The sequence below is a fragment of the Corallococcus sp. CA053C genome, from assembly GCF_003611675.1.
Classification (GTDB): domain Bacteria; phylum Myxococcota; class Myxococcia; order Myxococcales; family Myxococcaceae; genus Corallococcus.
Map to the genome: position 1 here is coordinate 1 of NZ_RAWA01000298.1, position 12,341 is coordinate 12,341.

Annotated in this window: 11 protein-coding genes; 5 read left to right on the forward strand and 6 right to left on the reverse strand. The window is 71.8% G+C overall.

What is annotated here, in order from left to right; genetic code table 11:
* On the reverse strand, window positions 1-290 hold a 290-nt coding region (locus D7V97_RS30470; protein ID WP_147445034.1), incomplete at its 3' end, for a hypothetical protein.
* A 145-nt stretch (window positions 291-435) separates the two neighbouring features.
* Here D7V97_RS30470 and D7V97_RS30475 point away from each other — a divergent pair.
* Genes D7V97_RS30475 through D7V97_RS30485 form a run of 3 tightly spaced genes read left to right on the forward strand, consistent with a single transcriptional unit; the run spans window position 436 to window position 4,939 of the window.
* Window positions 436-999: a hypothetical protein gene (locus D7V97_RS30475; protein WP_120614147.1), complete on the forward strand. Its 564-nt coding sequence runs from the start codon at window positions 436-438 to the stop codon at window positions 997-999.
* A 12-nt stretch (window positions 1,000-1,011) separates the two neighbouring features.
* Window positions 1,012-3,564, forward strand: a complete 2,553-nt coding sequence (locus D7V97_RS30480; protein ID WP_120614148.1) for a M1 family metallopeptidase — start codon at window positions 1,012-1,014, stop codon at window positions 3,562-3,564.
* Window positions 3,565-3,580: 16 nt separating this feature from the next.
* Window positions 3,581-4,939 carry a phosphoenolpyruvate kinase gene (locus D7V97_RS30485; RefSeq protein WP_120614149.1) on the forward strand — a complete coding sequence of 453 codons (1,359 nt, stop codon included), beginning with the start codon at window positions 3,581-3,583 and terminating at the stop codon, window positions 4,937-4,939.
* A gap of 6 nt (window positions 4,940-4,945) precedes the next feature.
* Here D7V97_RS30485 and D7V97_RS44860 read toward each other — a convergent pair whose 3' ends face one another.
* The 5 genes from D7V97_RS44860 to D7V97_RS30505 all read right to left on the reverse strand — a co-directional run bounded on the left by D7V97_RS44860 (window position 4,946) and on the right by D7V97_RS30505 (window position 10,629).
* Window positions 4,946-6,025 (reverse strand): zinc ribbon domain-containing protein, encoded by a 1,080-nt coding sequence (locus tag D7V97_RS44860; protein ID WP_158623486.1) that lies wholly within the window; start codon window positions 6,023-6,025, stop codon window positions 4,946-4,948.
* Between the two features lie 129 nt (window positions 6,026-6,154).
* Window positions 6,155-7,222, reverse strand: a complete 1,068-nt coding sequence (locus tag D7V97_RS30490; protein ID WP_120614150.1) for a DUF2804 domain-containing protein — start codon at window positions 7,220-7,222, stop codon at window positions 6,155-6,157.
* A gap of 107 nt (window positions 7,223-7,329) precedes the next feature.
* Entirely contained in the window at window positions 7,330-8,502 is a 1,173-nt protein-coding gene (locus tag D7V97_RS30495; RefSeq protein ID WP_120614151.1) for an ABC transporter permease, read from the reverse strand.
* Window positions 8,499-9,233, reverse strand: coding sequence for an ATP-binding cassette domain-containing protein (locus D7V97_RS30500; RefSeq protein WP_120614152.1), 735 nt, complete (start codon window positions 9,231-9,233; stop codon window positions 8,499-8,501). The genes D7V97_RS30495 and D7V97_RS30500 overlap by 4 nt, the downstream gene beginning before the upstream one ends.
* A 19-nt stretch (window positions 9,234-9,252) precedes the next feature.
* Window positions 9,253-10,629: an alpha/beta hydrolase gene (locus D7V97_RS30505; RefSeq protein ID WP_233583324.1), complete on the reverse strand. Its 1,377-nt coding sequence runs from the start codon at window positions 10,627-10,629 to the stop codon at window positions 9,253-9,255.
* Window positions 10,630-10,948: 319 nt separating this feature from the next.
* Between D7V97_RS30505 and D7V97_RS30510 the strand changes: the two genes are divergently transcribed.
* Window positions 10,949-11,791 (forward strand): LEA type 2 family protein, encoded by an 843-nt coding sequence (locus tag D7V97_RS30510; protein ID WP_120614153.1) that lies wholly within the window; start codon window positions 10,949-10,951, stop codon window positions 11,789-11,791.
* Between the two features lie 106 nt (window positions 11,792-11,897).
* Complete coding sequence (gene panD, locus D7V97_RS30515; RefSeq protein WP_120614154.1) at window positions 11,898-12,290, forward strand: aspartate 1-decarboxylase; 393 nt, start codon at window positions 11,898-11,900, stop codon at window positions 12,288-12,290.
* Window positions 12,291-12,341: the final 51 nt, after the last annotated feature.

The following is a 12,341-nucleotide window of genomic DNA, read 5'->3' on the forward strand; positions in this document are numbered from 1 at the left end:
AGATGGGTATAAGAGACAGCCGTCACCCCCATCCACCCGGGCACCTGGAAGCCCACCATGCGCAGCGCCCGCGCCTGCACGGTCCCCAGCAGCGCGCCCGCCAGCGCGTACGCGCCCAGCTCCGCGAGCCGCCGCACCACCCCCGCCTCCACGGTCGTCAGCTGGAAGGCCGCCGTGCGCAGGGCCCACTCCAGCCCCTTCACGCACAGGCCCGCCACCTCGTTCGCGAAGAACAACCCCAGCACGGTGACCAGCGACAGCAGGAGCACCTGGAAGACTCGGGAGACCATGCGCGCAGTCTGCGCGAGCACGCCTGCCCATTGCCAACCGCGCGCTCCCCAGGATGCTCTCCGGACAACGGCCCTGCCGCCCGGTGGAGGTGCGTCAGGGCGGATGTAGGGGCCCGCCCCTACCGGGCAGGTTAGGCTTCCCCCGGTGCGCTTCGCCTACTACCAGCGCCTGTCGGTGGCCCAGCAACGGGTCTACCGCCAGAGCGACGCCGTCACGGAGGTGCCGTTGCGCAGGCCCGCCACGCTGCGCCCGTGGGTGGAGCGGGTGCGCGAGGCGCTGGCCCTGGGGGAGCGGCAGGCCCTGCTGGACGCGACGGCGGCCCTGGGCGCGGCGCTGACGCGGCGGTTGGAGGTGCCGGGGGTGGAGGTGGAGGTGCTGGAGACGCGGCCCTCGGACGACGCGGGGGAGCTGCACGGGCTGTACACCTGGGCGCCGGGGCAGCGGCCGCGCATCCAGGTGTGGATGCGCACGGCGAAGCGGGGCCGGGTGGTGGCCTTCCGCACGTACCTGCGCACCTTCCTGCACGAGCTCTGTCATCACCTGGACTTCCTCTGGCTGGAGCTGTCCGACTCCTTCCACACGGAGGGGTTCTTCCAGCGCGAATCGAGCCTCTTCCAGCAGCTCGTCCCCCCGGCAGGCGCCCCGAAACGCAGTGAAACGGCGGACACTGGGAAAGGGAGCACGAGCACAAGGCGCGGCCAGCGGTAGATTCGCGCCCCTATGGCGCATCCCACTGACGACAAGAACTTCCGCCTGCCCACCACGCTCCGTCCGCGCCGCTACGCGGCGACGGTGACCCTGGACCTGGAGGGGCGCACCTTCACGGGCGAACAGCGCGTGGAGCTGGAGCTGTCCCAGCCCACGCAGGAGATCATCCTCCACGCCAACGCGCTGGACCTGGGCGACGTCACCTTCCGAGCCGGCAATGACACACGCAAGCCCACCTCCACGCGCGCGGTGGCGGTGAGCGAGACGGTGGTGCTGACGTTCGCCGCGCCCCTGCCCGTGGGCCCGGCCACGCTGGACGTGCAGTGGAAGGGGCGCTTCTCCGAAGGGCTGCGCGGGCTGTACGCGGCGGGCAAGGTGGCCGCGACGCAGTTCGAGGCCGCGGACGCGCGCCGCCTGTTCCCCTGTTTCGACGAGCCCGCCTTCAAGGCCCGCTGGGCGCTCACCGTGCGCGTGCCCCCGGGCCATGCGGTGCTGGGCAACGGCAAGGTGGTGAAGGACGAAGCGGACGGCGAGCTGCGAAAGGTGACGTTCCAGGAGACGGAGCTGCTCAGCTCGTACCTCGTGGCGCTGGTGGTGGGGCCGCTGGTGGGCACGCCCGAGGAGACGGCGCAGGGCGTCCCGGTGCGCACCTGGGCGCTGCCGGAGAAGGCGCACCTGGCGAAGTTCGGCCAGGACGTGGCGCTGGCGGTGCTGCCCCGGCTGCAGGACTACTTCGGCCTGCCGTATGCCTTTGGCAAGGTGGACCAGGTGGGCATCCCGGACTTCGAGGCGGGCGCGATGGAGAACGCCGGCCTCATCACCTACCGCGAGGTGGCGCTGCTCTTGGACCCAGCCACCGCGCCCCTGTCGGTGCAGAAGCGGGTGGCGGAGGTGGTGACGCATGAGCTGGCGCACCAGTGGTTCGGCAACTGGGTGACGATGGTGTGGTGGGACGACCTCTGGCTGAACGAGGCGTTCGCGACATGGATGGCGTTCAAGATTGTCGACCAGTGGCGGCCGGAATGGCGCATGTGGCTGGACTTCGACGCGCACCGGGCGAGCGCGCTGGCGCTGGACGCGCTCAAGTCCACGCACCCCATCCACGGCGAGGTGCGCAACGCGGGCGAGGCGGGTGAGAGCTTCGACGCCATCACGTACGAGAAGGGCGGCGCGGTGCTGCGGATGATTGAGGGGTTCCTCGGCGAGGGCCCGTTCCGCGAAGGCATCCGGCTGTACATGCGCAAGCACGCGCGCGCGAACGCGGTGAAGGACGACCTGTGGAACGCGCTGGGCGAGGCGGCGAAGCAGCCGGTGTCGGAGCTGGCCACGGCGTGGATTGGCCAGAGCGGCTTCCCGCTGGTGTCGGTGAAGGTGGAGGGGCGCGACGTCGCGCTGACGCAGCGGCGCTTCTATTCGGAGCCGGGGGTGAAGAGCCCGGAGACGTGGCCGGTGCCCATGGTGCTGCGCTACGAGGACGGCACGGGGGTGCGTGAGCAGCGCGTGCTGTTCCGCGACTCGCAGGTGACGGTGAAGCTGGAGGGTTCGGGCGAGGTGAAGTGGCTGTGCGCGAACGGCGGCTCCACGGGCTTCTACCGGGTGGCGTACGAGAAGGTGGCGCTGGACAAGCTGGCGGCGAACCTGGGGACGCTGGCGCCGTCGGAGCGCATCTCGCTCCTGGCGGACACCTGGGCGCTGGTGCGCACGGCGCAGGCGCCGGTGGCGGACCTGCTGGACCTGGCGGGGCGCTTCGGCGACGAGGAGGACGAGGCGGTGCTGGACGAGCTCGTCGGGCGGCTCGCGTACATCGAGAGCCGGCTGACGGAGGGCGAGGACCAGGAGCGCTTCCGCCGGTGGGTGGAGTCGCTCCTGGGCGGCGGCCTGAAGAAGCTGGGCTGGCAGTCCGCGAAGGGCGAGCCGGACCGGGTGCGGCTGCGGCGCGCGGCGCTGGTGCGCGCGGTGGGTGGCCTTGCGCGGAGCCCGGAGACGCTGGCGGAGGCACGGCCGCTGGTGGCGCGGATGCTCCAGGGGGACAACACGGCGCTGGACGCCAACCTGCTGGACACGGCGGTGGGCATGGTGGCGCGGGCGGGAGACGCGGCGCTGTTCGACGAGCTGTTGCAGCGGATGCCGAAGGAGCCGGATCCGGCGACGCAGCGGCGCTACCTGATGGCGCTCACGTCCTTCGAGGACGGCAAGCTCACGGACCGGGCGCAGGGGCTGCTGTTCTCGGAGACGGTGAAGACGCAGGACGTGGCGAGCTTCGCGACGGGCCTGCTGGGCAACCGCACCGGGCGCGACGCGTGGTGGGAGCAGCTGCAGAAGCGCTGGAAGGAGCTGGTGGCGCGCACGGGCGCGGCGCCCATGCTGCTGCGCCGGGTGGTGGAGGGGATGGGCCTCTTGCGCACGCGCGAGCACCTGGAGCAGGTGAAGGCGCTGCTGCAGGCGAACCCCGTCCCGGAGGCGCAGCAGGCCACGGCGCAGACGCTGGAGCGGCTGGCGCAGGACGTGGCCCTGCGCGAGCGCGTGGCCCCGGAAGTGGCCGCGTGGCTCAAGCGGCGGCCGTGATGATATCCGGCAGGTCATGAAGACCACGCTCACGCCCGAACGCTCCGCCGCCTCCCGCGAAGCCCTGCGCCGCGCCAACGCGGCGTTCTCCCGCGTGTACCCGGGCGAGTCCGCCTCCCGCCAACCCGTGCACACCGTGTACGGCGGCGCCCACCTCTTCCGCGCCACCACGGCGCGGAAGATGGGGGACCTGGCCCTCGCGGCCCTGCGCGAATACGCCCCCGACAGCACGGCGCTGGCCCACGGCCTGGGCCTGCCCCAACGCGGCGGCTTCGCCCAGCGCGTCCATGCCCGCGTCGTGGAGAAGCTGGAGCGCGAGCCCGTGGAGGACTTCCGCATCGACTTCGAGGACGGCTACGGCCACCGCCCCGACGCCGAAGAGGACGCTCACGCCGTCTCCGCCGCCGCCGAGCTCGCTCGCGGCCTCGCGCAGGGCTCGCTGCCCCCGTTCATCGGCATCCGCGTGAAGTCCTTTACCGAGGAGCTGTACGCCCGCGCCTCGCGCACCCTGGACCTCTTCGTCACCTCCCTGCTGGAACACACCGGCGGCAGGCTCCCCCCGTCCTTCGTCGTCACCCTGCCCAAGGTCACCGTGCCCGAACAGGTGACCGCCCTGGCCCACCTGCTGTCGGAGCTGGAGTCCGCCCACGGCCTCACGTCCGGCGCGCTGACGCTGGAGCTGATGGTGGAGACGCCCCAGGCCCTCTTCGACGCGCGGGGCCGGCCCCACCTGCTCTCCCTCGTGGAGGCCGGCGAGGGCCGCTGCTCCCACGTGCACCTGGGCGTCTACGACTACACCGCCGCCCTCAACGTCAGCGCCCACGTGCAGAGCATGCTCCACCCCGCCTGCGACCACCTGCGCGACACCGTGCAGGTGCTGCTCGCGGGCACCGGCGTGCGCCTGTCCGACGGCGCCACCAACGTCATGCCCGTGGGCCCCCACCGCAAGCAGGGCGACACGCCGCTGCTCCCCACGCAGCAGCGCGAGAACACCGACGCCGTGCACCGCGCGTGGCAGGTGGCGTACCGGCACACGCGCCACTCGCTGGAGCGCGCGTACTACCAGGGCTGGGACCTGCACCCCGCCCAGCTCCCCGTGCGCTACGCCGCCGTCTACGCCTTCTTCCTGGAGGGCCTGGAGCCCGCGTCCCAGCGCCTCAAGGCCTTCGTGGACAAGGCCGCCCAGGCCACCCTGCTGGGAGACGTGTTCGACGACGCCGCCACCGGCCAGGGCCTGCTCAACTTCTTCCTGCGCGGCCTCGCCTGCGGCGCGCTCACCGAGGAGGAGGCGCGCGCCACCGGCCTGACGCTGGAGGAGCTCCACAGCCGCTCCTTCCGCGCCATCGTCCAGGCCCGCGCAACTCCATCACGCTGAGGCCGGTCACGCTGAGGCCGGCGGATCCGGAGGACGCGGCACGCCCCGGTGCCCCAACCACTCGCGCGACACCGCCACGTCCACCGCGAGGATGCCCAAGAGGAACAGCCAGGGCCCCAGCCGCGCCGACAGGCCCGTCAGCGCCCAGAGCGTGACGAGCCCCGCGAGCACCGGCGCCACCGCCGGCGGCAGCGCCTGACGCGCGCGCCGCACCGATGCCAGCACTCCCAGCGCGAGCAGCGACAGCACCACGCCGGTCGCCCCCAGCCGCGACTGGCCGGACACGGAATAGCGCGGGGCACCGCCCAGGAACGGATCCCGCTGCCAGGTGTGCGTGTCTTCAATTTCCCGCCCGAAGTTGCTGTCCACCGTGATGGTCCGCTCGCGCTGGAGGAACAGCCCGCCCACCGGCGCGCCCAGCCTCGAGGACCACGGCAGCAGCATCCCCACCGCGCACGCGGCCACGCCCGCGAACACCCACCGCTTGAGCCGCACCTCGCCCGGCCGCCGGGGCAACTCGTCCTGCGCCGCGGGCGACGCCCGGAACACCCGCCACTGCACCGAACCCACCACCAGCGCCGCCAGCACCCACAGGAGCGGCGCCACGCCCAGGCCCAGCGACAGGAACGCCTCCGTCACGGTGAGCGCCGTGAACATCGGCAGGAAGGCCGGGTGCGACGCCCACTGCACCACCGGCTCCAAGGCGGCGGGCGGCTTGCGGCCCACGGCGCCCAGCTCACGAGCACCCAGCATCAGGCTCGCCGCCAGCATCAACACCGCCCACGGCAGCTCCAGCCCCCCGCCCACGAAGGGCAGCACCGGCACCAGCACCGCGGCCGCCACCAGCCCCGCGCCGAGCAGCGGCAGCGAGCCCCCGGGCAGTCGCTCTCGCAGCCGCGGATCATCCAGCACGTCCTGCACCGCGCGGCCCGCGGTGTCCGCGGCCTTCCGCGCCTTGTCCGCCACGTCATCCATCACCGGCGACTCCGGCGCGTCCCCGGCCCGCGTCACGCTCCGGCCGCAGTGGGGACACGTCCGCGACGACACGCCTTCAGGGAGCGGCTGACCACAGTGCGGACAGGACATGGTGCGATACCCTCCTCGGCGACGAAGGGGGGCGTGAAGCCTTGCGGCGCCCCCCTGCTTCCACGAACCCGGGACGTCAGCGCTTCGCGTCCCGCGCATGCACGGCCGCTTCCAGGGTTCGTGGGGCTGCTACCAGAGCATGTCCTGGTCCTCGGTGACGCCGGGGACGTTGGACAGCTGCAGCTCGCGGCCGGCCACGCGCACGGTGCCCTCGAAGAAGCCCACGGGCTGGGCGAAGTGGCTCACCACCAGGCGCAGGTTGCGCTCCTCTCGGTGCACATAGATGGGCTTGAAGCGCAGGTCCACCGCGCCGTCGGCCGTCGTGAGGTGCCAGGGGTCCAGCAGCTCCTTCGCGTTGTACTCGAAGCGCGCGCGGCCCACCGGGTAGAGCCGGTCCCCCAGCCAGACGGCGTTCTCGTTGGCCTGGGCGTCGCCCTCGTTGAAGCCCTCCACCAGGTTGATGCCCACGGGCGTGCCGTCCGGGAGACGCCCCGCCGCGAAGGCCCAACGCCAGGCGGTGTGCCGCGCCAGATAGCCCTGCGTGTAGTCCATGCCGCCCACGCCGCCGTCCAACCGGAAGCGCTTGCCGCCCGCCTCCAGGCTGCCGAAGGCCAGGAGACCGCTGCGCTTCTGGGTGACGTTGACCAGCCCGTCGCCCGCCACGGGCGCGATGACGGTGAGGGCCGGCGGGCCGCCCGCCACCAGCAGCTCGCCGTTCCACTGGAACGTCTGGAGCGACTGCGTGCGCATGCGGCTGACGTCCACCTCCACCTGGTAGCGCTCGTCGGCCTCGCCGCGCTTGACGGACATGCGGCCGCCCAGCGTGCGGAACGCGGCCACCAGCCCCGCACCCGGCTTGTCGCTCACCTCCGCGAGCGGCCCGGGCACGCCCAGGAAGCTCACGTCGCACAGGGGCTTCTTCTCCTGGAGGTCCACCGCCACCGCGAAGGCGTTGGCCGTGTAGCCCAGGTCCACCACCGCGAAGAGCGCCGCCACCTCCTGCGTGGCGACGAAGGTGTAGTGCCAGCGCTTGCGCTTGAGCAGCCGCGTGGTGCGCCCCGGGGCCCACTTCCCCAACAGCTTGGGCAGGTCCACTTCGGGCAGCTCACCCTGGTACGTACCGAACCGCGGCTCACCCTCCGAGGAGGCCACGGAGGCCGGCGCGAAGGGCAGGAGGGCTTCTCTCTCAGGAGTCATCGCGAGCCATTGGACGGCACTTCGCCAGCCCTGTCACGCGGACATCGGGCCCCCGCGTGAAACAACGGCGCCCCGGCGACACTCACGGGGCGTTTCACGCCTGCTCGCTAGCTCCGGCCGAAGATGATGCGCTCTTCGGACAACAGCCGCGTGGTGAAGCGCAGGGCCACCGCGGACACCACCAGGCACGACAGGAACGCGAGGAGGAAGGGCACGGGGCCCAGCGTCTCGCCGCGCATCACCTCCGCCGCGAGCAGCTCCTGCCCCAGCACCGGCACCGCGAACATCCACGGCTGCGTCTGGAGGGGGGACAGGGCCAGCATCATCCCCGGCAGCGTGGGCAGCACCATCAGGAGCGACAGGTACGTCTGCGCCTCCTTGTACGAACGCGCATAGGTGGACACCCACATCTGCACCGCGGACGCGGCGAGCACCAGCGGCAGCACCGCCGCGAGCATCCCCAGCGCGGCCTGCAGGTCGAAGCGGGCGCGCACGCCCAGGTCCTCCAGCGGCACGCGCTTCACCACCAGGAAGTATCCCAAGAGACACAGCAGCACGCCCGCGCTCGCCATGGCGCACGTGGCCAGCCACTTGCCCGCCACCACCGCGCCGCGCGGGGCGGGGTTGAGCAAGAGGGGCTCCAGCGAGCCACGCTCGCGCTCGCCCGCCATCGTGTCACTGGCCAGCTGCATGCCGCCCGCGAACGCCGCCATCACCAGGAACAGGGGGATGGTGGTGAGCACCGTGGCCGCGGTGCGCTCCGGCGTGGACAAATCCAACTCATCCACGCGCACGGGCACCGCCAGCTCCGGCGCCACGCCGCGCGCGAACAGGCGCTGGCTGCCCATCTGCTGCGAGTACGCCCCCAGCATCCGCTGCGCGCGCTGCACCGACTGGCGCGCCTTGTTGCGCGAGCTGTCCACCACCAGCCGCACCGCCGCGGTGCGTCCGGAGGCGAAGTCCTCCGCGTAGTCGTCCGGCACCACCAGCACCACGTCCAGCGTGCCGGCCTGCACGAGCGCCTCGTAGTCCGTGGGCGCCTCCGACAGCTTCGCGCCGTAGCGCTCCAGGAAGGCCATCAGGCTGGGCGCGTGCTGACGGCCCACCACGGGCATCTCCAGCGGCCGGTCCTGCCGGTACCAGGAGGCCATGATGTTGAACATCACCAGGAAGACGAGCGGGCCCAACAGCGGCCACAGCACCGCGGAGCCCAGCGTGCGCCGGTCGCGCAGGTGGTCCCGCACCTCCTTGCGCAGCACCGTCCCGACGAGCCGCCTCATTCGCGCAACCCCTGCTCGCTGCCAATCACGCTCACGAAGGCTTCCTCCAGGCTGTCCTTGCCGGTGCGCGCGCGCAGCGCGTCCGCCGTCCCGTCCGCCACCACCCGCCCGCGCGCCACCACCACGATGCGGTCACACAGCGCGGCCACCTCCTGCATCACGTGGCTGGAGAACACCACGCAGCAGCCCTGCGCCTTCAGCTTGCGCAAGAGCGTGCGCACGGAGCGCGTGGCCATCACGTCCAGCCCGTTGGTGGGCTCGTCCAGGAGCACGTTGCGGGGGCCGTGCACCAGCGCGCGCGCCAGCGCCACCTTCACGCGCTCGCCCTGACTGAAGCCCTCCGTGCGCCGGTCCGCGATGTCCTTCATCTCCAACAGCTCCACCAGCTCCTCCACGCGCGCATCCAGCGTCGCGCCGGACAGCCCGTGCAGCTCGCCGAAGTACCGGGCGTGCTCGCGCGCGGTGAGGCGCGGGTAGAGGCCGCGCGCGTCGGGCAGCACGCCCAGCGCGCGACGGGCGCCTTGCGGATCCTTCGCCACGTCCACGCCGTCCACGGTGGCGGTGCCGCTGTCGGGCCGCACCAGCGTGTAGAGCATGCGCAGCGTCGTCGTCTTGCCGGCGCCGTTCGGGCCCAGCAGGCCCGTGATGACGCCGTCCTCCGCGGTGAAGGTGACGTCCTCCACCGCCGTCACCTTGCCGAACTGCTTGTGCAGGTTCCTGGCTTCAATCATGGGCGTTGGAGTCCTGACCTCAAGGCACGGGGCCGGCGAAGGAGGTGAAGAAGGGCGGCCGCCTCAGGCCCTTCCCACAGTCGGGCGTGAGGCCCTCCACACTGCCGCGCGTGAGCACCTCCGCCATCAGCGAGCGCGCGCAGTCCGCGCCCACCGTGTTGTGCCCCAGCCCCGGCACCACCACGTGCAGGCTGTGCGACAGCGTCTGCTTCGCCTGCTCACCCCAGGGCGGCGGCGTCACCGGATCCAACTCGCCGGACAGCAGCAGCGTGGGAATGTCCGACACCACCGGGTCGCGGAAGTTCTTCGGCACGTCCGCGACGGGCCACTTCGCGCACGCCTTCTTCACGTCCAGCGCCATGCGCGGACCGAACCAGGTGCCCTTCGCCTCGCGCTCGGCGTCCGCTTCGGTGAAGAAGGGCGCGTCCTCCGCGCACACCACCGCGAGGAACATGCCCCGGCTGGTGGTGCGCGCCACCTCGTCGGTGAGCCCCAACGACAGCGCCACGAAGGGCGTCCAGTCGTCCTTCGCCGCGCGGTCCAGCATCAGCGGCACCAGCGACGCGACGTCCGGGCTGTAGAGCAGCGCGAACATCTCCGACACGAAGACGCGCCGGGTGAGCGTGAAGTCCTCCGGCACGCCCGTGCGCGGATGGGCCACGCGCACCTTCGCGGGCGTGGCGTCCAGCTTCGCGAGCAATCCTTCCGTGCGGGCCCGCAGGTCCGGGTAGGCCTTCGCGCAGACGGCGTCCTTCGCGCACGCCTCCAGCAGCAGATCCAGGGCGCGCTGGCCGTCGCGCGCGGCGTACAGCGGCAGGTACTGCCCCATGGGGGCGACACCATCCAGGATGGACGTGCGCACGCGGTCCGGGTGCTGGCGCATGTACACCAGCGCCGCGCGCGTCCCGTAGGAGATGCCCCACAGGTTCACCTGCTTGTAGCCCAGCGCCGCGCGCACATCGTCCAGGTCGTCCATCGCGATGGACGTGGTGTACAGCCGCTCATCCGCGTCCCAGCCCTTGCGGCACTGGGGCAGCACGTCCGCGTCCTCGCGGTCCTCGAAGCGCTCCGCCAGCGACGCGCGCGAGGGATTGAGCGCCTCGCAGTCCAGCGGGTGCGAGTCCCCCGTGCCGCGCTGATCCACGAAGACGATGTCGCGCTGACGGCGGATCCGGTCCAGCGCCGGCAGGATGCGCGTGCGCGAGGCCGCCTGCCCCGGGCCGCCCGCGAGGAAGAACAGCGGATCCTCCTGCGGCTGCGACGCGAGCGCGGGCACCACCACCACGCGCAGGGACAGCTTGCGGCCCTTCGCCGCCGTCCGGTCCTCGAAGACCTCCAGCGTGCCGCACAGCGTCTGCGCGGCCACCCCGTCCAGCCGGCACGGCTTCAGGGCCATCTGCCGCACCGGGCCGGAGGCCCCCGCGGACTCGCCGGACGCACGCGAGCAGCCCGTCGCCAACGCAAGCAACGTCAGCGACGCCAGCGCGAGCGGTACGAACGGACCCCGCGGGCCACGCGGACGCCCGGCGGGGGCTCCCGGCGAGGTGGCGAGGGGGTGAGAGAAGATGCCACCTGTCACGGCGGGCCAACCTCCGGCACGGGGGAGACCCTGGCCGCATACCATTGGTGTGCCGAAGGTGCACCCACCCGCCAAGGGTCCGCTCGCGCGCCGGGATTGAATCCCGCGCGGACCGGGCGCGTCCTCTGCTACGCCCATGCCCATGAAGAAACGCGCGTTCCTGGTGTTCCTCACCCTGTCCGTCTTCACGCTGAGCGGCTGTGCCGCGCTCCAGAGCCTGCTCAATGGCGCCTTCAAGAAGCCCACTCTGCGCTTCAAGACGGCGCGGCTGGCGAACGCGTCGCTGTCGGACGCCACGGTGGACCTGGTGTACGAGCTGGACAATCCGAACGGCCTCGGCCTGAAGCTGGCGTCGGTGGACTACGCCTTCTTCGTGGAGGGCAAGCAGGTGGTCGCCGGCAAGCCGAAGAGCGGCGTGAACCTCAAGTCCAACGGCAAGAGCGAGCTCGTCTTCCCCGCCAACGTGAAGTTCGCGGACATCGCGCCGGTGGTGACGACGTTCCTCAACAAGGACGTGGCGGCCTTCAAGGCCCAGGGCTCGCTGGGCGTCCAGACGCCCATCGGCATCATCAAGCTCCCGCTGGAGAAGGAGGGCACCTTCGCGGTCCCCAAGATTCCCCAGGTGCAGTTCCAGGCGCCGCGCATCACGAACGTCACGCTGAGCGGGGCCACGGTGGAGTTCCCCCTCTCCATCACCAACCGCAACGGCTTTCCGCTGCCGGTGTCCGGCATCACCGGCGCCCTCAAGGTGGCGGGCGCGAGCGTGGGCAACCTGAACACGGGCAACCTGGGCATGCTGGACGCCAGCGGGACCAAGCAGATCACCCTGCCCCTGACCATCAACTTCGCGAGCGCGGCGTCGGCGGCCATGGCCCTGCGCTCGGGCGGCAACGCGCAGGTGAGCCTGAATGGCAACCTGACCTCGGACGCGCAGTCCGTGCCCCTGAACCTGAGCCAGCTGCTCACCTTCAAGAAATAGCTGCTGGAGGGCTTGCAGGGGAGCAGGCGGAGCGTGGGACACCAGGGATGTTGTCCCCGGGCAGGGGAGCCGTTACGGTTGCGCCGCTCCCAGAGGGCCCCCCGCCATGCGCCGCATCCTCTTCAAGTCCAAGATCCACCGCGCGACGGTGACCCAGGCCGACCTCGACTACGAGGGCTCGGTGACCATCGACCGCAACCTGCTCCAGGCCGCGGACATCCTCCCGTTCGAGAAGGTCGCGGTGTGGAACGTCACCCGCGGCACCCGGCTGGAGACGTACGCCCTGGAGGGCGAGGCGGGCAGCGGCGTCATCTGCATCAACGGCGCGGCCGCGCACCTCAACCAGCCCGGCGACCTCGTCATCCTCGCCACCTTCGCGGAGGTGGAGGAGGCGGAGCTGGCGAACTGGAAGCCCAAGGTGGTGTTCGTGGACGGCAAGAACCGGGCGGTCCCCGGCCTCACCGAGGAAATCCCCGGGCCCGCGCGCCGTATTGCCTGAAGCCGCGGGCGCCGGCTTGTTTTGCCGGCCCTCCCCCTGTCTGCCATGCTC